The organism is Nonomuraea sp. NPDC049158, from assembly GCF_040648335.1.
Classification (GTDB): Bacteria; Actinomycetota; Actinomycetes; order Streptosporangiales; family Streptosporangiaceae; genus Nonomuraea.
Map to the genome: position 1 here is coordinate 279,408 of NZ_JBEZDM010000007.1, position 22,980 is coordinate 302,387.

At 72.1% G+C, this 22,980-nt stretch carries 17 protein-coding genes; 9 read left to right on the forward strand and 8 right to left on the reverse strand.

Annotation, left to right across the window (positions count from 1 at the left end):
- Positions 1 to 17 precede the first annotated feature (17 nt).
- Entirely contained in the window at positions 18 to 1,883 is a 1,866-nt protein-coding gene (locus AB0B61_RS18575) for a potassium transporter TrkA (protein WP_358432913.1), read from the reverse strand.
- A 108-nt stretch (positions 1,884 to 1,991) separates the two neighbouring features.
- On the opposite strand from AB0B61_RS18575, the gene AB0B61_RS18580 reads away from it, so the two are divergent.
- Together AB0B61_RS18580 and AB0B61_RS18585 are read left to right on the forward strand one after the other, a co-directional pair.
- The gene (locus AB0B61_RS18580; RefSeq protein ID WP_358432915.1) at positions 1,992 to 3,482 is read left to right on the forward strand and encodes a serine/threonine-protein kinase; all 1,491 of its coding nucleotides are present in this window, start codon (positions 1,992 to 1,994) and stop codon (positions 3,480 to 3,482) included.
- An 80-nt stretch (positions 3,483 to 3,562) separates the two neighbouring features.
- Complete coding sequence (locus AB0B61_RS18585) at positions 3,563 to 4,672, forward strand: DUF5925 domain-containing protein (RefSeq protein WP_358432917.1); 1,110 nt, start codon at positions 3,563 to 3,565, stop codon at positions 4,670 to 4,672.
- 53 nt (positions 4,673 to 4,725) lie between these two features.
- On the opposite strand, the gene AB0B61_RS18590 is transcribed toward AB0B61_RS18585, so the two are convergent.
- Positions 4,726 to 6,903 (reverse strand): DUF6493 family protein, encoded by a 2,178-nt coding sequence (locus tag AB0B61_RS18590; protein WP_358432919.1) that lies wholly within the window; start codon positions 6,901 to 6,903, stop codon positions 4,726 to 4,728.
- 214 nt (positions 6,904 to 7,117) lie between these two features.
- Between AB0B61_RS18590 and AB0B61_RS18595 the strand changes: the two genes are divergently transcribed.
- The 3 genes from AB0B61_RS18595 to AB0B61_RS18605 are packed head-to-tail and all read left to right on the forward strand — an operon-like array spanning position 7,118 to position 11,358.
- Positions 7,118 to 8,170 carry a C39 family peptidase gene (locus AB0B61_RS18595; RefSeq protein WP_358433085.1) on the forward strand — a complete coding sequence of 351 codons (1,053 nt, stop codon included), beginning with the start codon at positions 7,118 to 7,120 and terminating at the stop codon, positions 8,168 to 8,170.
- A gap of 3 nt (positions 8,171 to 8,173) precedes the next feature.
- Positions 8,174 to 10,099: a prolyl oligopeptidase family serine peptidase gene (locus AB0B61_RS18600; protein WP_358432921.1), complete on the forward strand. Its 1,926-nt coding sequence runs from the start codon at positions 8,174 to 8,176 to the stop codon at positions 10,097 to 10,099.
- On the forward strand, positions 10,096 to 11,358 hold the full coding sequence (locus tag AB0B61_RS18605) for a M20/M25/M40 family metallo-hydrolase (protein ID WP_358432923.1): 1,263 nt from the start codon (positions 10,096 to 10,098) through the stop codon (positions 11,356 to 11,358). The genes AB0B61_RS18600 and AB0B61_RS18605 overlap by 4 nt, the downstream gene beginning before the upstream one ends.
- Here the strand turns inward: AB0B61_RS18605 and AB0B61_RS18610 are convergent.
- Entirely contained in the window at positions 11,355 to 12,857 is a 1,503-nt protein-coding gene (locus AB0B61_RS18610; RefSeq protein ID WP_358432925.1) for an FAD-dependent monooxygenase, read from the reverse strand. The genes AB0B61_RS18605 and AB0B61_RS18610 overlap by 4 nt on opposite strands.
- A gap of 95 nt (positions 12,858 to 12,952) precedes the next feature.
- Here AB0B61_RS18610 and AB0B61_RS18615 point away from each other — a divergent pair, with 95 nt between their 5' ends.
- Both AB0B61_RS18615 and AB0B61_RS18620 read left to right on the forward strand, forming a co-directional pair.
- Positions 12,953 to 13,603, forward strand: a complete 651-nt coding sequence (locus tag AB0B61_RS18615; RefSeq protein ID WP_358432927.1) for a TetR family transcriptional regulator — start codon at positions 12,953 to 12,955, stop codon at positions 13,601 to 13,603.
- 41 nt (positions 13,604 to 13,644) lie between these two features.
- On the forward strand, positions 13,645 to 14,241 hold the full coding sequence (locus tag AB0B61_RS18620) for a TIGR03086 family metal-binding protein (RefSeq protein ID WP_358432929.1): 597 nt from the start codon (positions 13,645 to 13,647) through the stop codon (positions 14,239 to 14,241).
- Between the two features lie 68 nt (positions 14,242 to 14,309).
- Here AB0B61_RS18620 and AB0B61_RS18625 read toward each other — a convergent pair whose 3' ends face one another.
- Complete coding sequence (locus AB0B61_RS18625; RefSeq protein WP_358432931.1) at positions 14,310 to 15,911, reverse strand: polyketide antibiotic transporter; 1,602 nt, start codon at positions 15,909 to 15,911, stop codon at positions 14,310 to 14,312.
- Positions 15,908 to 16,813 (reverse strand): ABC transporter ATP-binding protein, encoded by a 906-nt coding sequence (locus AB0B61_RS18630; protein WP_358433087.1) that lies wholly within the window; start codon positions 16,811 to 16,813, stop codon positions 15,908 to 15,910. The genes AB0B61_RS18625 and AB0B61_RS18630 overlap by 4 nt, the downstream gene beginning before the upstream one ends.
- 237 nt (positions 16,814 to 17,050) lie before the next feature.
- Here AB0B61_RS18630 and AB0B61_RS18635 point away from each other — a divergent pair, with 237 nt between their 5' ends.
- Complete coding sequence (locus tag AB0B61_RS18635; RefSeq protein ID WP_358432933.1) at positions 17,051 to 20,332, forward strand: S8 family serine peptidase; 3,282 nt, start codon at positions 17,051 to 17,053, stop codon at positions 20,330 to 20,332.
- 58 nt (positions 20,333 to 20,390) lie between these two features.
- Here AB0B61_RS18635 and AB0B61_RS18640 read toward each other — a convergent pair whose 3' ends face one another.
- From AB0B61_RS18640 to AB0B61_RS18650, 3 genes are read right to left on the reverse strand one after another with little or no spacing between them, the layout of a single operon-like run.
- Positions 20,391 to 21,134 (reverse strand): DUF427 domain-containing protein, encoded by a 744-nt coding sequence (locus tag AB0B61_RS18640; protein ID WP_358432935.1) that lies wholly within the window; start codon positions 21,132 to 21,134, stop codon positions 20,391 to 20,393.
- A 56-nt stretch (positions 21,135 to 21,190) separates the two neighbouring features.
- On the reverse strand, positions 21,191 to 21,778 hold the full coding sequence (locus tag AB0B61_RS18645; protein WP_358432937.1) for a hypothetical protein: 588 nt from the start codon (positions 21,776 to 21,778) through the stop codon (positions 21,191 to 21,193).
- Between the two features lie 47 nt (positions 21,779 to 21,825).
- Positions 21,826 to 22,293 (reverse strand): adenylyltransferase/cytidyltransferase family protein, encoded by a 468-nt coding sequence (locus tag AB0B61_RS18650; protein ID WP_358432939.1) that lies wholly within the window; start codon positions 22,291 to 22,293, stop codon positions 21,826 to 21,828.
- Between the two features lie 159 nt (positions 22,294 to 22,452).
- On the opposite strand from AB0B61_RS18650, the gene AB0B61_RS18655 reads away from it, so the two are divergent.
- Entirely contained in the window at positions 22,453 to 22,917 is a 465-nt protein-coding gene (locus tag AB0B61_RS18655) for an ATP-binding protein (RefSeq protein WP_358432941.1), read from the forward strand.
- The last annotated feature ends 63 nt before the right edge of the window (positions 22,918 to 22,980 follow it).

Here is a 22,980-nt window from a genome sequence, read left to right on the forward strand (position 1 = left end):
CGCGCCGTCACCCGGGTTCAGCGTTCGGCCAGGACGATCACCGCGTCCTGGCGGTTCAGCACGATGGGCTGGGACTTCGGTGGGTTGAGGACGATGCCGTAGTGCGGCGGGATGTTGAGCGCCGAGCTGTCGCGGTAACCGATGGCCGTTTCGCCTCTGCGGCGCGCGGCCTCTATGACCGTCGAGAACGTGACCCGCGTACCCGACGCCACGTACGAGCCGGCGGGGCGCGGGTAGATCTCCGAGCCGCGCGAGTCGAACAGGTAGCCGAACACGTCCGCCAGGTGGCGGTTCTCCGCCAGCTGGGCCAGCAGGAGGCCGATCACCGTGTCGCTGATCACGATGTCGTCGGCCTCGGTCACCTCGGCGAGCGCGCGGTTGTTCTCGTCGTGCATCTCGCTGACGATCGAGTAGTGCTCGCCCATCGCGCTCTGCATGTCGCGCAGCTGCAGCAGCGTCATGAGCGTGCGGGTGTCGGCGTGGTGCGGCTTGTAGCGGTCGTCGGACAGGACGATGACGTGCTGGAAGAGGCCGACGCCCAGGGATTCGAGCGCGTACCGGTCCGTGGTGTCGCAGTCCTTGACGTTCACGGTGAGGTTGGCCAGGTCCGCGAGGCCGGTCCCGGCCTTGGGATGGTCGGCGGCGATCTCCAGGACCGAGCCGGGAGCCACGTAGGCGTCGAGGTAGTGGACGATCTCGTCGGCCCGGCCGTTCCAGTTGAGCAGGAGCGTGCGCGCGGGTTCGAGCGGGGAGCCGCCGGCGACGGCGATCGCGCTCTCGTCGAGGGCGGGCTCGCCGGTGGCGAGCCGGATGGCGGAGTCGTCGTGGGCGATGACGATGATCTGGTCGGCGGCCTCGATGACGGTGTCCATGGGCGGGTTCAGGATGACCCCGGTAGGTTGGCGCAGGCCGATGACCGTGGCCGTCTCGTAGGCGTGCAACGCGTCGCCGTACGTGCTGCCCGCCAGCTCCGTCCCGGCGCGCAGGTAGATCTCGCCGCCGTCGAAGTTCAGCAGGTCCATGCAGACGACGGACATGCCCGACTGACGCGAGGACTGGACGATGAGCCGGGCGGCGGTGTCGTCGGAGTCGACCAGGTGCACGTCCTTGCCGCCGGCCAGGCGGGCCGCGGCGATGTTGCGGCTGGCGGCGATGGCCGCGACCACCGGCGGGCGGGTGCCCTGGCGCTTGGCCAGGGCGAGCAGGATCTTGATGACGTGCGCGTCGGGGTCCTCGCCGTCGGGTGAGAGCACGACGACGGACCTGGCGGCGGCCAGGTTCATCAGGTTGAGGTCACGCGGCTCGGTGGGCCGTCCCGTGCGGCAGACCAGGCGGGTTCTGCCCAGGTCGCCGATGTTCTCGCGGATGTCCTCCTCCATGGCCAGCTTGTCGCGTTCGGCCAGTACGGCGATGACCGAGCCCGGCTGGCTGGCGTGTGCCTTGGCCAGCTCGGCGACGATCGTGAACACCTGGTCCGACCAGCCGAGCACCACCGTGTGCCCGGACTCGACGATGCGGGAGCGGCCCCTGCGCAACCGGTCGACCTTCTGCTTGAGGCCGTTGGACAGCAGGCCGACGAGCATGCTGACGACGAAGATGCCGCCGAGCGACCCGGCGAACATCACCGCCATATAGGCGACCGACCCCTTGTCGCTGGCGACCTTGCTCGGGGTGAGCGCGTGCATGAGCGCGATCCACATCACCTGGCCGGCGCCGCCGACGCCCTCGGGCTCCTCCGGAGCCAGCCAGAGCGTGAGCCCGGCGACCACCGCGATGAGCCCGACCGACACCACGGCCAGCCAGCCGATCAGGGAGGCCGTGCCCTTCGACATCGTGTTGTCGAACCAGTACCGCGCCCGCTCGCGGAACGTCACCCTCGCCACCCCGAAAACCCCCACATGAGCAGTGATTCGATCAAGGACACTTTCGATCGAGGACACAAGGTACCGGGCTATCTATGCGGATGCATGGCGAGCGGTAACGTATCCGCCATGGCGACCCCTCTGGCCCCGGACGACCCGGCGTCGCTGGGCGCCTACCGGCTGGCCGGGCGGCTCGGCAAGGGCGGGCAGGGCGTCGTCTACCTGGCGCACTCCCGCGACGGCGCGGCGGTCGCGATCAAGCTGCTCAGCACCGGTGACGAGGAGACCCGCGCGCGGCTGGCGCGGGAGCTCGACGCGCTGGAGAGCATCGCCTCCTTCTGTACGGCGCGCGTGCTGGACGCCTCGATCGACGGGCCGCGGCCCTACGTCGTGAGCGAATTCGTGGAGGGGCTGTCGCTGGCCGAGCGCGCCCGCGAACGCGGCCCGCTGCGCGGCGGCGAGCTGGAACGCCTGGTGGTCGGCACGGCCACGGCCCTGGCGGCCATCCACGCGGCGGGCATCGTGCACCGCGACTTCAAGCCGGCCAACGTCCTGCTCGGCCCGGACGGGCCCCGGGTGGTGGACTTCGGCATCGCCAGGGCGGAGGGCGCGGCGACGATGACCTCGGGACTGATCGGGACGCCCGCCTACCTGTCGCCGGAGCAGATCGCCGGCTCGCCCGCCTCTCCCGCGTCGGACGTGTTCGCGTGGGCGGCGACGATGGTGTTCGCGGCGACCGGTCGCAGCCCGTTCGGCGCGGACACGGTGCCCGCGGTGCTGCACCGGGTCCTGCACCACGACCCGGATCTGTCGGCGCTGCCGCCCCGGCTGCGCGGGCTGATGGCGTCGTGCCTGGCGAAGGACCACACGCACCGGCCCACAGCCCGCGACCTGATGGTCTCCCTGATCAACCCGATGTCGACCCCACCCGCACCGGGCGTCGCCGCCGCCACGGGACCTCAGGGCCAGGCCACCGGGAGGCCGGGCGTCCCCGCCGAGAGGCCAGGCGTTCCCGCTACGGGCGCGGGTGAACGTACGGGACCGCGAGCCGCGGCGCTCACCACGGACCTCTCCAAGCGGAACCGCCCGAACGGCCTGCTGATCGGCGCGGCGGTGGCCGCGCTCGCCCTGGTGGCGGCGGGAGAGACCATCCGGTGGTTCAGCCCCTCCCCGGGCGACACCACGGCCCAGACGTCCCCGAGCACCACCCAGGGACCCACGAGCACTCCTCAGGCCACCCCCAACGAGAAGAACGCCACCACGAAGAAGCCGCGAAGCGGCTCGCTGAAGATCCCCGCCGCGTTCGCCGGCAAGTGGTCCGGCCGCATCACCTCCACCAACCCGCTCGACTCCGAGGGCGCCGCCATCACGATCGACCTGAGGACCGGGCAGTCCACCGCCCGGTGGACGGAGAAGAACAGCTCTGCCAGCTGCACCGGCAGGATCACACTGACGCAGGTGGGCGAGACGAAGCTCACCTCCTCCCTCCAGCCCGACACCATCGACTGCATCGCCGGCACGGTCTGGCTCACGCTCGACGGCGGCGAGCTCACCTACATGTGGCGCGACGTACCGGGCCCCGGCATCGTCGAGGAGACCGGGGACCTGAGCAAGGGCTGACACCCGGAGCGCCAGCAATACCTCTGGAATTGCGCAAATGCCGTCGACAGACCGGGTCGTGAACCTGGATTATTACTGTTATGTCTGTGATTAAGGAGGTGCCGTTCCCCAGCCCGGACTCCCCTGAGCTCCCGATGAACATCTGGATCGACGACGCCGACTCCGCCATCGACGTCATCGACGCACTGGCCTTGTCGCCGTTCGCGACCGGCGTCCAGCCCTGGTCCCGCCTGGCCAACCTGGAGCGCGTACGCCCCGACGCCGCGCTCCGCCCCGAGCAGGGCCGGACCGTACGCACCGCGCAGGTGCAGGACGGTTCCGAGTCCCGCCTGATCTGCGGCGACGGCTGGACCCTGCGGGTCATCCGGCACCGCAACCGCACCGCGACCATCAGCGTCACGGCGGTCAGCGACGAGCTGGCCCGCTCGGTGCTCAAGGAGTGCACCGAGGGCGCCGAGGAGCCGGAGCCCGACACCGACCACGTCGAGATGGGCTTCTGGTGGCGCGGCGCGCACGGCGGCACCCGCTCCGAGAAGCCGATCACCGCTTCGCCGTGGGACGAGATCAGCGGCAACTACTCCGCCCGCGTACGCCGCTCGCTCGACGGCCTGATGGCCGTCACTCCGGCCGACATCGGCGGCCGCCTCGTCCTGCTGCACGGCCCGCCGGGCACGGGCAAGACCACGCTGCTGCGCTCGCTGGCCAAGCAGTGGCAGGACTGGTGCCAGGTGGACTGCGTACTCGATCCGGAGCGCCTGTTCAACGAGCCGGGCTACCTGATGGAGGTGGCGGTCGGCTACGACACCGACGAGGACACGCAGCGGTGGCGGCTGCTCGTGCTGGAGGACTGCGACGAGCTGATCAGCTCCTCCGCCAAGGCCCAGACGGGCCAGGGGCTCTCGCGGCTGCTGAACCTCACCGACGGCCTGCTGGGACAGGGCCGTGACGTGCTGGTGGCGATCACCACGAACGAGGACCTGACCCGGCTGCACCCCGCCGTCGTCCGTCCCGGCCGGTGCCTGGCCCAGATCGAGATCGGCCCGCTGACCAGGAACGAGGCGGTCGGCTGGCTCGGCTCGTCCGAGGGCGTCGGCCTGTCGGGCGCGACGCTGGCGGAGCTGTACGCGCTCCGCTCGGGCCGCGCGATCCCCCCACCCACCGAGGGCGAGTCGACCGGCCTGTACCTCTGACCTGCCCACCCGCGCCACCGGCCGAGGCGACATGCCCCGGCCGGGCAGGCGGATCAGGTGAGCCGGGTGTGGAGGCGGCGCGCTTCGCGGACGAAGCCGCTGCTCCCCTTGCGTCGCGCGATCTCCGCGACACATGCCAGCTCACCCCGCGCCCCCGCCCACGACGCGGCCCGTACGGCGAAGCCGAGCGCCTGCGTGTGGGCGGTGCGCGGCCGCTCCCCGGGCCCCGGCAGGTACACCTCCAGGAACCCGGCCACCACCTCCCACACCTCCAGATGCGCCCCGTGCCGAGCCGCGCTCTCCAGCGACTCGACCACCGCGCTCAGCTTGTACCAGGCCCTGCGCAACAGCAGCGCGAGCTGCCGCCCCACCTCGGCGGCGGGCAGGTCACCCCGCCCGGCCATCTCGACCAGCACCCGGACCCCTTCGTTGGGCTGCTTCCTGTCCGACCAGGAGTCCCGTTCGACCAGGAAGTACGCCAGGAGCAGCGCGACCCCCTCACCCGCCGGCCCACCGGCCCGGGCCAGCGCCCACAGCATGTCGGGCTCCACCCCGGGCGCGTTCCAGTGATAGAGCAGGAACGGCAGGCAGTGCAGCGCCACCGCCTCCCGATCCGACGGCAGGACAGCGGGCCACCACGGCAGGTAGACGCCATGGCCGTCCCGCCGCGACGCGCTCGGATCGTCGAGCAGATCACGGAGCGGCCCGGACCCGCCGTACGGGAGAGGAAGCGGACCCGGCTCACCACACGAGGGAGCGAGCGCGCCGGACCCGCCGTACGGGAGGGCGATCCTGGGCACGAGGTCGGGATGCCGCCCGTCCGAGGGCTCGCGGTCGCCGGTGTAGGAGGTGGAGCCGCGGGTCCACTCGACCGCGGTCACCGGCGCGGGCCGGCCGCCGCTCATCCAGCGTGCGGCCGTGACGCCCGCCGCGGACGTCAGCCCGCCCGCCCGCGCCGCCACCTCGGGCGCGACCGAGCGGGGCAGCCGCAGGAGCGCCTGCCACAGGTCGGCGTCCATGACCTTCGCGCCGCTACGTTCGTAGCCTTCGAGCCGGTCGACCAGCACGCCGGGATCCAGGTGCCCGGTGCCGCTCGTGGGGGTCGCCAGCAGGTACGGCGGCAGCGTGCCCGCCCGCAGCGCGGCGTGGACCTCGGCCCAGCGCCGCAGCAGGAACAGGTCCGGCGGCGACACCCGCACGGGCGACGGCAGCAGCGACGACGAGCGGCCGAGCCAGGTCTCGGGCGTGACGATCTGCCTGGCCATCGCCTCGGACCAGTGGTCCAGGTAGCGCCACTCCGGCTGCACGTCCAGGCGGGTCGGCCAGCTCGTCCAGCGTGCCAGGACCGAGCGGAGCAGGTCACGGTCGTCGGTGCAGAACCGGACGAACCCCGCCAGCCACCGCTCGGCGCCCTGCCAGCCCTCGCGCTCGGGGAAGGCGCCCAGGTCCCGGATGTCACCGATCAGCGGGAAGCCGGCGTCCTCCTGGGGAGCCCCAGGAAGCGGCACGGGCATGAAGTCGTCGTCGTCCTCGTCGGCCGCCACCTCGCCGCCGAACACCGCCACGAGTTGTTCGCCGAGGTCGGGCGGCAGCAGGCCGAGCGCGTCACGGATCACCTCGGCGCCCGCGGCGGTGAATCGCGCGCTGTGCTTGAGCGCGAGCCGTACGGCCCGCTCCTGGACGTCGGGGGCGTCGCACGCGAAGGCGTACGCCAGGGCCAGAGCGTAGTCGTCGGCATCGTCAGCGGCGTCGCGGACGGCCTGGTCGAGCCAGCTCAGCCCGATCGACACCAGCTTGCGCTCGGGCCTGAACAGCAGCGCCTGCAGGGCCTCGGCCACGTCGGCGGGGTCGAGCGTGCCGAGGCGGCGCAGGTGCCGCAGCGCCAGCTCGGCGACCGCCGCCGGTGCGGCGGGCAGCAGCCGCAGGTAGTCGCGGGCCCGCGCCTCGATCTCGGCGTGGGCGGGCTCGACGAGCTCGTGCAACCGGGCGAAGAAGCGGAGGTCACCGGCTTGGCCGCCGCGCAGGAAGCGGCGGACGCAGCCATCGAGCAGCAGCTCCCGGTCGATCATGCCCTCGCGCTGGAGCTCCGCCAGCAACGCCGACCAGCTGCCCCGCATGAGCGGGTCGGCCAGCTCCTTCCTGTCCTGGTCGTCGAGCCCGAGCACGATCTCCGCGACCTTGACCGGGTCACGGGTGGCGATGGCCTCCTCGACGACCTCCCAAGCGCTCACGCCCGATCCTCGGGCCTGAGCCGGGCCCGGGGGCTGGATAACGCCGTCCCACCAGGGGTCGAGAAACCGAGTTCGCCGTCGGTCAGCAGGGAGGGTCGGGCGTAGGAATACGCCTGCACTGCTTGATTCATGGCCGGAACATTAGAGATCACCACCGACAAGATCACCGCAGTACGTAAACCTTCCGATGCGCGACAACCGGTGCGAAACCACAATGGGTCCGGTGCTCACCGTGGACCCGGCCCGCGTCGCCTTCGCCCGCTTCGCCGTGCCCGCCACCCCCTTGACCTCATGGACCAGCCCGGAACGCCAGATCGGCTTCACCGCGACCCAGCTCGTCCCCTCGTGGACCGCGCGTACCCCGCCGGGCACATGGATCGAGGTGGAGCTGCAGGTCAGACTCGCGACGGGCGAGCTGTCGAAGTGGTACGTCATGGGCCACTGGGCCGAGCACGACGAAATCCGTACCTCGTTCCCCGGCCAGGGTGACGAGGACGGCGACGTGGCCGTCGACACGTTCGTGGCGCGACGACCGGTCACGGGCTACCGGGTGCGGGTCACACCGCACGGCGCGGGCGCGCGCGTGGACTGCCTGGGCGTGATGGCCTCCGCGCTCCCCCAGGGTCCCCCCGTCCCCAGCCTTCCGGGTACGGCCGAAGCCGTCGAGCTGGTGGTGCCCCAGCACTCGCAGTACACCCACGCCGGGCACCATCCGGAGCTGGACGGCGGCGGCGCCAACTGGTGCAGCCCCGCCTCGGTGGCGATGGTCCTCGGGTTCTGGGGCTGCGGGCCCGGCCCCGAGGAGCTGGCCTGGGTGGTGGCCGGCGATCCGAGTCCCGTGGTCGACCACGCCGCGCGCGGCACGTTCGACCACAGTTACCAGGGGACCGGCAACTGGCCGTTCAACGTGGCCTACGCGGGCCGTTTCGGGCTGGCCGGGTTCGTGACCAGGCTGCGGTCGGCCGCCGAGCTGGACCTGTTCGTACGGGCGGGGATCCCGGTGATCGTGTCGCTGGCGTTCAAGGCGCACGAGCTGCCGGGGTCCGGCTACTCCTCGGGCGGGCACATCATGGTCGTCACCGGTTTCACCGCCGAGGGCGACGTCGTCGTCAACGACCCGGCCGCGCCGAGCGACGCCGACGTGCGCCGGGTCTATCCGCGGGCCGCGTTCGAGAACGTCTGGCTCCGGAGCTCGGGCAGCGGCGGCATCGTGTACGTCCTCCACCCGCCCGAGCGGTCCTTGCCCCCTTCCGATGGCAATTGGTGAGATATGAGCATTCGACCGATCGACGTGGCCCGTACCGATGGCGGCCCCCAGTGGGTGGAGGCCGTCGCCACGCCCGCCGGGCTGGAGGCCTGGTGGGACGAGCCACGCCCGCACGAGGGCGGCCGGCGCTGCGTGGTACGCCGCCTGCCGGACGGCTCCCTGGTCGACGCTCTGCCTGAGGGGTGGAACGCGCGCAACCGCGTGGTCGAGTACGGCGGGCGGTCCTGGCGCCCGCTGCCCGGCGGCGGCCTGGTCTTCACCAACTGGTCCGACCAGCGCGTCTACCGCCTGGACGGCCCGCCCACGACCAGCGCTCCCGCGACCGGACAGCCCGCAGCCGGGCTGACCACCATCGGAGAGCCGGTGGCCGGGGAGCCGGTGGCGCTCACGCCTGAGGGGACGGCGCGCTACGCCGACCTCTACCTGCCGCCCGGGCGGGACGAGGTGTGGGCCGTGCGCGAGCAGGACGACGTGCGCGACCTGGTCGCGGTGCCACTCGGCGGCGGCCCGCTCAGAGTGATCACCAAAGCCCAACATTTCCTGATGAACCCCCGTATTTCCCCCGACGGCGGATATGTCGCCTGGATCGGCTGGGACCACCCGAACATGCCCTGGGACGGCACCGAACTCTGCGTGGCCCCCCTCGACGAGGACGGAACCGCCGGACCGTACCAGGTGATCACGGGCGGCCCGGCGGAGTCCGTGATCCAGGCGGAATGGCGCGACGAGCACACCCTGTACGCGGTCACCGACCCGACCGGCTGGTGGAACATCCACCTCGTCACCCGCGACGGCTCCTTCGCCCGCAACCTCACCCCGATGGCGTCGGAGGTCGGCACCGCGCCCTGGAAGCCCGGCAGCACCTACTTCGCGATCGCCGGCGACCGCCTGGTGCTCGTGCACGGCACTCCCGACCGCCGCCTCCTGAGCGTGCTGGACCTGGCGAGCGGCGACCTGCGCGAGATCGGCGGCGCGGCGACGTACTGGGCGCCGACGATCTCGGCGGCAGGGGGCAAGGCGGTGGCGGTGTCCGCCACGCCGTACACGCCCACGCGGGTGACCGTGGTCGACCTCGACGGCGGCGGGCACGAGGCGGTGTCGGCGCCGAAGCCGCTGCCCGACCGGGCGCTGCTGCCGACGCCCGAGACGGTGACGATCGAGGGCGTGCACGCGCACCTGTACCACCCGACCGGGGTTCAGGGTCCCGCGCCGTACGTGGTCTTCGCGCACGGCGGGCCCACCGGCAGCTTCACGATGACCCTCGATCTGGAGGTCTCCTACTTCACCAGCCGGGGCCTCGGCGTCGCCGAGGTGAACTACGGCGGCTCCACCGGCTACGGCCGGGCCTACCGGGAGCGGCTGCGGCACCAGTGGGGCGTGGTCGACGTGGCCGACTGCGCGAAGGTGGCGCGCGGGCTGGTCGAGCTGGGCCGGGCCGACGCCGCCAAGATCGCGATCCGCGGCGGCAGCGCCGGTGGCTGGACCACGGTCGCGGCGCTGGTGCACAGCGACGTGTTCGCGGGCGGCGTCGCGCACTACGCGATCACCGACCCGGAGAGCTGGGCGGCCGAGACGCACGACTTCGAGTCGCGCTACCTCGACGGCCTGATCGGGCCGCTGCCCGAGACCCGCCGGCGCTACACCGACCGCTCGCCGCTGCTGCACGCGGCACGGGCGTCCGGACCGTGCTTGATGCTGCACGGTTTGGAGGACGCGATCGTGGACGTGGGCCAGGCCGAGCGGTTCGTCGCCGAGCTGGACCGGCACGGCAAACAGTGGGCCCTGCTCACCTTCGCCGGCGAGCAGCACGGCTGGCGCCGGGAGGAGACCATCGTCGCGGCGCTGGAGGCCGAGCTGGCATTCTATGGACTGATCTTCGGGTTCGAGACGCCCGAGGTGGCACCGCTCAAGCTGAAGGGACGGTCGTGAAGAGCGTCGGCGAGATCTGCTCGGACCTGATCAGGTTCGACACCTCCAACCCGGGGTCCGGCGAACGCCCGGCGGCCGAGTACGTGGCCACGCTGCTGGCCGACGCCGGTCTGGAGCCGGTGGTGTTCGAGTCGGCGCCGAAGCGGACGACCGTGGTCGCCAGGATCGACGGCGACTCCCGCGACGCGCTGCTCGTCCACGGTCACCTCGACGTGGTGCCCGCCGACCCGGCCGAGTGGCGGATGCACCCGTTCTCGGGCGAGATCGTCGACGGCTGCGTCTACGGCAGGGGCGCGGTCGACATGAAGGGGTCGTGCGCGATGACGCTCTCGGCCGTGCTCGGCATGGCGGCGCGCGGCCTGCGTCCCAAGCGCGACCTGGTGCTGGCGTTCCTGGCGGACGAGGAGGCGACGGGCGACTACGGCTCGCGGCACGCCGTCACCGAGCACCGGGAGCTGTTCGACGGCGTGACGGAGGCGATCAGCGAGTCCGGCGGCTTCAGCGTCGCCGCCGGCGACCACCGCGTCTACCCGATCGCGGTGGGCGAGCGCGGCACCGCCTGGATGAAGCTCACCGCCCACGGCGTGGCCGGCCACGGCTCCCGGCCCGCGGTGGACAACCCGGTCGCGACGCTGGTGCACGCCCTGTCGCGGGTGGCCGCCCACCAGTGGCCGGTACGCCTGACGCCGTCGGTCTCGGCCCTGCTCCAGAGCCTGTCGGAGATCACCGGCCGGCCGATCGACCTCGACCGCCTCGACGCGGAGGCGACCCGGCTGGGCGCGCTCGGCCACCTGTTCAGGGCGCAGATCCGCAACTCGGCCAACCCGACGATGCTCGACGCGGGCTACAAGGTGAACGTCGTGCCGTCCACGGCCCACGCGCACGTGGACGGCCGCTACCTGCCGGGGCTCCAGGAGGAGTTCCTGGCGACCATGGACGACCTGCTCGGGCCGAAGATCACCAGGGAGTTCGTCAATCTGGAGGACGCGCCGGACGCGCCGTACCCCTCGTCGTTCTTCGACTCGCTCGCGGGCTCGCTGGTGGCCGAGGACCCGCTCGCCCGGCCGGTGCCGTACGTGATGAGCGGCGGCACCGACGCCAAGTCCTTCGCCACGATCGGCATCAAGGGGTACGGTTTCGCGCCGCTCATGCTGCGGCCCGATCTGGACTACTTCGGGATGTTCCACGGGAAGGACGAGCGGGTGCCGGTGGAGGGGCTGGAGTTCGGCACCCGCGTGCTGACCCGGCTGCTGACCTAACCGACCCCGAACCAGGCGTCGAGGGCCTCGGCGAGACCGGCTTCGGCAGGACCGGCCCAGGCGACGTAGCCGTCAGGCCGTACCAGCACGGCGGCCGCGTCGGCTTGATCCACGGCGCCTTCCACCACGCGGACGCGGTCGTCGCGGCCTTTCGCGGCCGCGCGGGTCTCCGGTGAGCCCGCGAGGTCGAGCAGCAGGCCGCGGCCGTCCCCCAGCGACTCCCTGACCCAGCCCGCGCCCTTGATCTCCCAATCCGGTACGAACCGTCCGACCAGCGACCCCGACGCCTCCGGCGCGTAGTCGATGTCCGTGCCGTTGGCCATGGCAATGAAGTGCGCCCTGGTCTCGGGGAGCTCCAGCGCCTCGGACATCACCTCGCGCAGCGCGTCGACCTGCGGTCCAGGCCGCATCAGGGCGACCTGGGCCCTGGTGTTGCGCAGGACCCGGGCCGCCACCGGGTGCCGCTCGGCGGTGTAGGTGTCCAGGAGCCGTTCGGGCGCCTGGCCGCGGACCACCAGGGCGAGCTTCCAGCCCAGGTTGGCCGCGTCCTGGAGGCCGAGGTTGAGACCCTGGCCGCCGATCGGCGAGTGGACGTGCGCCGCGTCCCCGGCGAGCAGGATGCGCCCCTGGCGGTACGTCTCGGCGTGGCGGGTGTTGTCGCTGTAGCGGATGCCGGCCTCCAGGCTGAGGACGACCGCGTCCGTGCCGCTCGCCCGCCGGATGCTCGCCTGCATCTCCTCGGCGGTGATCGGCGCGTCCCGCTCGGTGGGACCGCCGTCGAACTCGATGGTGGCGACCTCCCCGGGTACCAGCGACAGGTTCACCAGCCCGCCGGGGGCGCGCAGGGACGAGGTGAGCGCGCCGGGGTCGGCCAGCTCGGCCACGGCGGTGCGCCCGGTCATGGTCGCGGACGTGCCGCTGAACGGGATCCCGGACTGCTTGCGCACGAGGCTCCGGCCGCCGTCGCACCCCACCAGGTACCCGGCCCGTACGACCCGGCCGTCCGCGAGCGTGGCCACCACGCCGTCGCCCTCGTCGGTGATCTCGGCGACCCGGCACCCGGACCGGACCTCGACGCCGAGCCCGGCCGCGTGCTCGGCCAGGACCCGCTCCAGCTGGTGCTGCTTGAGCATGAGCATCTCGGGGACCCGGTTGCCGGCCTCGCCGATCAGCGGCAGGCCGCTGAAGTGGCCGCCGCTCATGCCCGCCCTGAGCATGTACACCAGCCCGTCGACGATGTCCCCCTCTGCGGGCTCGCGACCGGCCCGCAGCTCGTCGAACAGCGCCCACTGCGCCTCGGCCAGCGGCTCCACCAGCCCGCGCAGGCCCAGCGTGTGGAGGGTGCGCGCGTTGAGCGAGCGCATCCCGAGGCTGCGCGTGATCCGCTCCTGGCCGGTGGCCGCCTCCAGCACCAGCGGGTCCACCCCCGCCAGCTTCAGCTCACAGGCCAGCAGCAGGCCGACCGGCCCGCCCCCGACGATCAGTACGTCCGCGTTCACGGAATCTCCCTACTTACGGTGTATGCTTACGCCGTAAGTACATACATACACCGTAAGCTCTGTCAACCGGAGCTCTACGGCAGGAGGAGTGGGAGATGGCACGGCGCGAGCCGCTGAACAGGGAGAAGATCCTGGACGCGGCCCTGGAATTGGCCACGGAAGAGGGCCTCGAAGGGCTGTCGATGCGACGGCTGGCGAAGGCGCTCGGCGTCGAGGCGATGTCCCTCTACAACCACGTCTCCAACAAGGCCGACATTCTGGACGGCCTGGCGGAGCGGGCCTTCGACCAGGTCGAGCTGCCCGATCCGGCGCTGCCGTGGCCGCAGCGACTCCGGGCCGTGGCGCTGCACATGTACGAGGTGTTCGCCCGCTCCCCCGTGGTGCCGATGGCGTTGCTGACCGACCAGTCCAACCCGACCACCGTACGGGCGCTGGCTCCGATCGACAGCGTGGTCGGAGCCCTGTACGAGGCCGGCTTCGACGACGCGGCCGTGTGGCGCGCGCTCGGCGCGGTCAACAGCCTGATCTTCGGGTCGCTGCTGCTGTCCACCGGAGGGTTCCACGGCGACACCGGCGAGCACGCGGGACGGAAGCAGGTCGGCGTCTACATCCAGGAGATGGACCCGGCCCAGCTCCCGCATTTCAGCAGGCTGCTACGGAACATCCCCCCGACCGACCCCGCCACCGACTTCGAGCGCGCGCTGGACATGCTCATCCTCGGACTGGAACAAATCATTCCGTTCTGATAGAGTGGAGACACAGCGGAACGAACGGAAGGAACCCCCCCATGAGCGACAACATGCCGACCGGCTGGGACGTACTCGACGCCGCGCACCAGGCGCTCCGCCAGGCCGTGGCCGGCGTCCCCGCCGGCGGCTGGGACCTGCCGACCCCCTGCGCGAAGTGGAACGTCACCCAGGTGCTCCAGCACGCGGCGGGCGACCAGGTGGGCTTCGCCGCATTCCTCACCGGCGAGCCGGGTCCCGCCGAGAACCCGTTCGAGCCGACGGGCGAGCTGGCCGAGGACCCCCAGGCGTACGCGGAGGCCGCGATGGAGCGCTCGGCCAGGGCATGGGCCGGTGTCGACAAGAACGCCGAGCAGGTGCCCGTCCCGGTGCCGCCGAACTCGATGGCACCGGCGCTCGGCGCGGGCGCCTGCGCGCTCGACGCGGCGGTGCACGCCTGGGACATCGCCGTGGCCACCGGACAGTCCTCGCCGCTGACCCCGGAGCTGGCCGGGGAGCTGCTGCCGGTGGCCAAGGCCATCGTCGAGCCGCTGCGCCAGTGGGGCGCCTACGCCGCGGTCGTGCCCGCCGAGGCGGGCGACGACGAGGTCGCCGACCTCCTCCGCTACCTGGGCCGCAACCCGGCCTGGACCGCCTGAGCGACCGGGCCGAGGTCCTCCCCCGCGACCGGTCCGGCCGGGCGGTGGCGGGGCTATGGGAGGACCGCTCAGCCGAAGTCGCGGCGGCGGAGGGCGAACAGCCCGCCACCGAGCAGCAGCGCCGACAGCGCGACCATGGTGAGGGCGGGTGCCGGGTCGAAGGGGGCTCCGGCGACGGTGTTGGGGATGTAGTGGAAGGGCTCGAAGGGAGTCCCGCCCCAGAGTCCGTACAGTGGGCCGGCGGCCCGTCCCATCACCGCCACCGCGACCCAGGTGATCCAGCCGATCGCCACGGAGGCCCTGGGGACCAGGCCGTAGGCGAGCATGCAGACTGCCCCGACCAGCCAGGCGGCGGGGACGGTGCCCAGGGTTCCGGCGAGGATGCGGGCGATGTCCGAGGCGGGATCGCCGACGAGGAACGCGTAGAACGTCCCGAAGACGACTCCGGCGACGGCGAGCAGGGCCGCCGTGCCGAGACCGGCCACCACCAGCTGCCCGGCGGCCCAGCGCAACCGGGTCATCGGGGTGGCCTGTACGGCTTCCGCGCGACCGGCGCTCTCGTCGGCGCGCAGCCGCTGGACCATGAGGACCGGGTAGAGCGCGATGACGTGGGCGAAGATCAGGATGATGGCCCACAGCGCGAAGTCGACCGCCCCGCCTCCCGAGCTGCCGCCGAAAGCCTTCAGCAGGTTGTCGACCGTGACGCCGGGCGCCTCGGTGAACTGGTACGCCAGGGTGCTGACGCCGCCGGCCGCCGCCGCGAAGCAGGCGATCGCGGCGGCCCAGGTGATCAGCAGGCCGCGGTGCAGCCGCCACGACAGGCTGATCGGGCCGCGCAGGCCGGGGGCGGTCACGGGCCCGCGACGCTCATGGATCACTCCGGCGCCGAGGTCGCGGCGGCCGGCCAGGCGGTAGGCGAGGGCCGTCAGCGCCGCGGTCACCGCCGCCGGAATCGCCAGCAGCCACCAGCGATCACTCCAGTACGGCTCCACCAGATGGCTCCAGCCGATCGGGGAGATGTACTTCATCCAGTACTGTCCGGAGGCGTCGCCGGCGTAGCGCAGGATGTAGGCGAGGCCGAGCACGGACAGGGCGATGGCTCTGGCCGTACGGGCGGTCCGCGCGAGCTGGGCGGCCACGGCGGCGATGGCGCCGAACACCCACCCGGCCATGGTGATGGCCGCGCCGTAGTCGATCGACCCGGCCGGATCCAGCCCGACCCCGATCAGCACGATCGTGGTCGCCGCGCCACCGGCGAAGCTGACGCCGCCCGCCACCAGCAGGGCCGCGGTCAGGGGAGCCTGGCGGCCGAGCACACCCGCGCGCAGCAGCTCGATCCGGCCGGACTCCTCGTCGGCGCGGGTGTATCGGATGACGGCCATCAGGGCGGCCAGCCCGTTCAGCACGTAGAGGAAGCCGCCGCTGCGCCATGCCTGCATATAGCCCAGGTCAGGTACGACGAAGCCGCCGCCGAGCGCCCGGAAGAAGCTGTTGCGGTTGATCATCGTGGTGTAGGTCGTCATCACCTCGGGGGTGGGCATGTTCCGGTTGATGTAGGAGACCAGCGCCAGGGCCAAGCCGACGAGCAGGATGATCCACCACGGCGCGATGCTTCTTTCGCGGCGCAGCGCCAGCCGTGCCGACCGAGCCGTCCCGGTGAGCGCGTTCATCGGCCCGCCTCCGCGCGCGTCCTGTCGTAGTAGCGCAGGAACATCTGCTCGAGCGTGGGCGGTTGGCTGACCAGGCTACGGACGCCGAGCGAGGCGAGGCACCGCAGCACCGGGCCGAGCGCGTCGGCCTCGGCATCGAAGCGCACCAGACCGTCCTCCGTCCGCAGGTCGTGCACTCCCGGCAGCTCGGCGAGCTCGCCCGGAGCGCCGGAGAGCTCGGCCTGGATGGAGGTGCGCGTCAGATGCCGCAGGTCGGGCAGGCTGCCGGTGTCGATCGTCCGGCCGTCGCGGATGATGGTGACCCGGTCACACAGCTCCTCGACCTCGGTGAGGATGTGGCTGGACAGCAGCACGGTACGGTCACCGCGCCGGCGCGTCTCGCGAACGACGTCCCGGAACACCACCTCCATCAACGGGTCCAGCCCCGCGGTGGGCTCATCGAGGATCAGCAGCTCGGCGTCGGAGGCGAGCGCGGCGATCAGCGCCACCTTCTGCCGGTTGCCCTTGGAGTAGGCGCGGGCCTTGACCCCGGGATCCAGGTCGAAGCGTTCGATCAGCTCTTGACGCCGGGCACGATCGGCACGGCCACGCGACTGCATGAGCAGGTCGATGACCTCGCCGCCGGACAGGCCAGGCCAGAGCGTGACGTCTCCGGGCACGTAGGCCAGCCGGGAATGCAGTCTGGTCGCGTCGTCCCACGGGTCGCCGCCGAGCAGCCGGGCGGTGCCCGCGTCGGCGCGCAGTAAGCCGAGCAGGATCCGGATCGTGGTGCTCTTGCCGGCACCGTTCGGTCCGAGGAAACCGTGCACCTCGCCGGAGTTCACGGTCAGGTCTAGTCCGTCCAGCGCCCGGGTGCGGCCGAACGTCTTGACCAGACCGCTCACTGAGATGGGAGCAGTCATCATGAGCCTTTCTCGTGGGCGCCGACCCTTTGTTCGCGGCGCCGCGTCCCGGATCCGGGCGTCAGCGGCCCGATCAGGCCGCGTTCCGACGCCTATCCGTGCGTATATATGACTACGCGATGAGAAAGCCTACTACACGCGTGTGTAGTCGCCCAGCAGTCCTCCTGGCAGGCTCGGTAACAAATGCCGATCATCAGCCACTACCTGGTGATATCTCCCCAATGATCGGAGAACCGGGTGCGGAGAACGACAAGGTGGGCCGGCGTCGCCGTGCTCGCCGCGGCCATGATCGTCCAGCCGCAGGCGGACGCGGAGGCCGGCGACCTGGCCACGACCGGCGACCGGGCGGCGGCAGGCGTGCGGACGGTCACGCTGGTCACCGGTGACAAGGTGACGGTGACCGGCCCGACGAGCGCGATCGTCGAGCCGGGCGCGGGCAGGGAGAAGGTCACCTTCCTCACCGACGAAGCGCAGGGGCGGCTTCGCGTCTTACCCGTTGACGCCGCGCCGCTGGTCCGCGCCGGACGGCTGGACTCCCGGCTGTTCGACGTGACCGGGCTGCTGGAGCTCGGGTACGACGACAGCCGTAGGGAGCTCCCCTTGCTCGTGACCGGCGCCTCCGGTCCCGCGCCGGCCGTTCGCGCGATGACCGGGTTCAGGTCGCTGAGCGCGGTGCGGGGCTTCGCCGTACGGCAGCGCAGGAGCGACGCCGCGCGGACCTGGCAGGCGCTCGCGGGCGGCACGGGCAAGGTCTGGCTGGACGGGCGCCGACGGATCACGCTGGACGTGAGCGTCAAGCAGGTCGGCGCGCCGCAGGCGTGGGAGCGCGGGTACACCGGCACCGGCGTCAAGGTGGCGGTGCTCGACACCGGGATCGACGCGACCCATCCCGACCTCGCCGGACGGGTCGCGGCGCGGGCCGACTTCACCGAGAACCCGGACGAACGCGACCTGATCGGGCACGGCACCCACGTGGCCTCCACCATCGCGGGCAGCGGCGCCGCCTCGGGCGGCAAGTACCGTGGCGTCGCGCCCGATGTGACGCTGCTGGACGGCAAGGTGTGCGAGTCGCGGTGGTGCGCCGACTCCGCCATCCTGGCGGGCATGCAGTGGGCGGCCGAGCAGGGCGCGAGAGTCGTCAACATGAGCCTCGGGGGCCCCGACACCCCCGGCACCGACCCGCTGGAGGAGGCCGTACAGACGCTCACCGCGCGCTACGGCACCCTGTTCGTGGCGGCGGCCGGCAACTATGGGGCCGATCGCACGCTCATCTCGCCCGGAACCGCCGACGCCGCGCTGCAGGTCGGCGCCGTCGGCAAGTCCGGCGAGCAGGCCGAGTTCGCCAGCCGCGGGCCGCGCGTCGGTGACGACGGTCTCAAGCCGGACATCACCGCCCCCGGCGTGGACATCACCGCGGCCCGCGGCAAGGACAGCCCCGGCGACGGCTCCTACGTCGCCATGTCCGGCACCTCCATGGCCACCCCGCACGTCACGGGCGTCGCCGCGCTGCTGGCCGGGGCGCACCCCGGCTGGAAGGGCGACACGCTCAAGGCGGCGCTCATGGGCACCGCCCGGCCGCTGCCGGGGATCGGGGTCTTCGCGCAGGGCGCCGGGCTCGTCGACGCCGCCCGCGGCACGAGCCAGGCCGTCACCGCCGAACCGCCCGGCCTCGGCTTCGGACGGCAGGCGTGGCCGCACGACGACGACCAGCCGGTCGGAAAGAAGATCGTCTACCGCAACCAGCAGCAGCTGCCGGTGACCCTGCGCCTGGAGGTGCGCGGCGACAAGTCGTTCAGCGTCACGCCCGCCACGCTGACCGTCCCCGCGGGCGGCCAGGCCGAGGCCACCGTCACCTCCGACACCCGCGCCGGCGGGCCCGACGGCTTCCTCGGCGGGCACGTCGTCGCCACCGGCGCCGGCGACCTGACCCTCAGCACGCCGGTCGGGGTCGACAAGGAGATCGAGAGCTACGACCTCACCCTCAAGCACACCGACAGGAACGGCCGGCCGGCCACCCAGAGCTACACGACGCTGTACCGGCTGGACGCCCACCAGACGCCGATCGACCTGGCGGACCCCGAGGGGCCGGCCACCCTGCGGCTGCCCAAGGGCAGATGGCAGATCAGGACCACCATCCTCGACGATCAGGGCCGGACGCTCCTCGTCCACCCGGACCTCGACCTGAACCGGTCACAGACCGTGGAGGCCGACGCGCGGCTGGGCCGGCCGATCTCGCTGAAGCTCCCCCGTACCGACGCCACCTCGCTGCTGGCCGAGATCGTCTACCAGTGGCGGGAAGCCGACGGGACCTCGCGCAGCTGGGGCTGGCTCGCCGACTCCTACGACGGTGCCTTCACCGCCCAGCTCGGCCCCGCCCGCGCCTATCCGGGCGTGCGCACCAAGGTCGCGGGGCAGTGGGCCGCCGCCCGAGACGGCAGTCCGTACGCCTATCGCCTGACCTGGTTCCGCTCCGGAGGCATGGTCAACGGGTTCGAGCGGCGCGTGGCCCAGCGCGACCTGGCCGCCATCCAGACCGACTACGCCCGCCACCTGCCCGACGCGGCGGCGAACGCGGCCGGCCGCGCCTGGCCGCGCGACGGCATGGTCTTCTCCTACCTGTCGCAGACGACGTTCGGCACGCCGTTCAAGCAGGTCGAGTACGTCAACACCGACGACGGCATCCGCTGGCAGCGCTACCTGTTCGAGTACGCACCCGACGGCCGGGTCAACCGCTTCGAGTCCCCCTTCGCCGTCTACCGGTCCGGGCGGACGTACCCGGAGGACTGGAACCGCGGCGTCTTCGCGCCCGCCCTGCCCTGGGCCGGCGCGCCGGGATCCGAGGGCGTCAGCCGCACCGGCGACGCCATCTCGACCGACCTGCTCATGTACGGCGACGCCAGGGGGTCGCTCGGCTACTCCTCCCGGGCGACGCAGCGGACGGCCCTCTACCGTGACGGCGCCCTCGTGGGCGAGCAGCCGGAGATCGAGACGAGCTTCACCGTGCCCGCACGGGAGGCCGCCTACCGCCTCGTCGTCGAGAGCGAGCGCGGTGCGCCCGCGACGCTGTCCACGCGCGTGTCCGGTGTGTGGACGTTCCGGTCCGGCCACGTCGCGGGCGACACGCCCGCGCGGCTGCCCGTCTCGGTCGTCCGCTTCAGCCCCGCACTCGACGCCGAGAACTCCGCCCCGTCCGGGCGGCGCTTCACCGTGCCGGTGACCGTTCAGCCGCTGGAGGGCAGCACCGCCCGCCCCGTCAGGAAGCTGTCGGTGGAGGTCTCCTACGACGACGGCGCCACCTGGGCCAAGGCCGAGATCCACGGGTCGGCGGCCGCCCCGCGGGACCCGGCCGGGATCAACGGCTCGGCGATCGACCTGCGGTACCCCGCCGGGATCAACGGTTCGGCGATCGTCCTGCGGCACCCCGCTGGAGACGGTTTCGTGTCCCTGCGCGCCCGAGCGGTGGACAAGGCGGGCAACACGGTGGAGCAGACGGTCATCCGGGCCTATCGGATTCGGTAGCCGTATCGGTCGGCCCGTGGGAGCGGCCAGCCGCTCCCACGGGCCGACCGGGGGCGGGTCAGCCGAACTTGGTCTTCGGCCGTTCCTGGAGCTCGCCGTCGAGGTAGATGTCGAGCTTCTCGTTGTAGAACGCGATCAGCCCCGCGACCCGCTGGCTCTCCGGCAGCGGCGTCCGGTACGACCAGGCGAGGTCCTTGGCGCCGTTGACCGTCCAGTACTCCGCCGTCCCCTTGTACGGGCAGTTGGTGGCGGTGTCGGTGTGTTCGAGCAGGTCGAGCCGTACATCCGTCTTGGGCAGGTAGTAACGGGCGGGCAGGCCCGTCTCGAACAGGATACGGGGGCTGCGCGAGTCGGCCACCGTGACGCCGTCGACCTCGACGCGCACGTGCCGCGAGCTCGGCAGGATGTCGACCCTGGTGTACGGGTCGCGCGGGTGGAAGAAGACCTCCTCGTCCTCCTCGAACCAGGCTTCCATGGCGTCCCACTCGAAGCGGATGTGCCCGCGGATGTCCGCCAGCGGCGACTCCGGGTAGGCCAGCCCCGCCTCCGAAGCCTCCGCGCCTCCCGAGGTGACGGTGTAGACGACGCCGTCTCCCCTGCTGGGCGAGTGCTTCGTCGCGCCCGTCCGCTTCAGCGCCGACTCGTCGACGTCCGAGAGCGGGAAGTAGTACGTCGGGTAGTAGGGCACCTCCCACACCAGGAGGGCCTGGGTGGTGTCGGCCACCGCCCGGCCGCCGAGGTAGGTCCTGACACGCTTGGCGGAGCGCTCGACACGCACCCGGCCGCGGTTCGTGGCTTCCATGCACGCGGCAACCCCTATGAAGCCACCACTATTCCCCCCTTTTCGGCAGTCCCCTCTTATCGGATGCCGAACGCCGCCAGAGTCGCCCACGTCGACGCCACGCCCACCAGTGCCCCGGCCGCCACCTGCGCCCACGTGTGGTGCGCCAGCCGCACCCGGGCCCAGCACACCAGCGCCACCACGGCCGCCCCGGCCAGGCCGGTCGGCACGGCGGGCAGGACGTGGGCGAGCACCACCACGGTGCCCGCGCAGACGGCGGCGTGGAAGGAGATCTTCCAGCGCATCGTGACGGGCACGGTGACGGCCAGGGCGACGAGCATCGCGGTCACCGTGGCCACCAGCAGCGTCGGCGCGCCCAGCGCGACGAGCAGCACCAGGGCGACCAGTACGGCGGCGACGGCGGCCAGCAGGGGCCCGGTGCGGCGGGTCCGGTCGACGATGTGGTGGGAGTCCAGCCGCCCCGAGCGGACTCCCAGCGCGATCACCCCGGCGGGCACGCCGCCGCACAGCGCCGAGGCCGCCAGGCCCCACGCGGCGCCGCTCCAGCCGTGCGCGATCAGCCCCACGGCCGGGGGCATGGTGATCACCAGCACTTGCGGGGCGAGCAGGTCTGTCACCCGCTTGGCTACCAGATCGACCGTCATGCCAGCAAAGCCTACGCGATCTTGAAAGGACCAACCCGCCAGAAGGGTCAGCCCTTGCCCGCCGCGTTGACGATCCTGGTGGTCGAGCGATTGGGGATGGCCTCAAGCTCCCAGCATTCGGCGCCCAGCAGCGCGGCCGCGGCGCATCGGCCGCCCGCGTGCGGGTCGCCCGCGGTGTGCGCCAGCGCGCCAGGTCGCATGGGGGCGAGCAGGTCGATGTAGTCCTCCGGGCCGTGCGCCGCCGAGGGCCCGGTCACGATGAACACCCCGCTCACGAAGCGCAGCGCGGCCAGCACCTCGGCGCGCTCGGCGGCCGGGTTGAACGGGCGCGTCGGCCCCTTCCACGCGCGCACGCGCGGGTCGTCCTCCACGCCGACGACCAGCGGCAGCCCCCGCTCGGCGACGGCACCCAGGTAACGCACGTGCCCGACGTGCAGGATGTCGAAGACCCCGGTCACGAACGCTGCCCCCGGGTGAGCGTACGGCTGCACCCAGACGGCCTCCAGGCTGCTCACGCAGGCACCCCTCCTAGTCGACTCGTCGATCGCAGCGTACTCGGTCCGCCCGGACGATCGCGCGGGCGACCATCGGAAAGGGCATTCCTACCTTTTAGCGATAATCTCCCGCACCCCCCTGACGCGTCTCATGACGTCGCCGTAATCGGGGAGGTCGCCGTGGCACCGCCGGACTTTCACCAGTTAGAGCAAGGGGACGAAGAGCCCGGCAACGGTGCTCTCGTCGTACGGTTCCGGGGAATTCCGTCCCAGGTGGCGCGGGCCAGGGGGCTCGTGACGGCGGCGCTCGGGCGTGATCATCCGCTGTACGACGACTGCGTGCTGCTCACCAGCGAGCTGGCCACGAACGCGATCCTGCACTCCCGCTCGGGCGAGGGCGGTTCGTTCACGGTGTCGGTGCTCGCCGCGGAGTCCCTGGTGCGGGTGCTCGTCAGGGACGGGGGTTCGAGCGGGCCGCCGTGCGCGTGCCGTACCGGGACGCAGGCGACGAGCGGGCGCGGCCTGCCGCTGATCGAGACGCTCAGCCACCGGTGGGGGTTCGTCCGCGAGAACGGCGCGACGTCCGTGTGGTTCGAGTTGCGGCAGGTGATGATCCCCGCGCAGCGGTCGGCGGAGGCCGTCTGACCTGTGATCATGCGGCAACCGATATGGATCCGTTCTCCATATCGATATTGGACATCGCTCGAC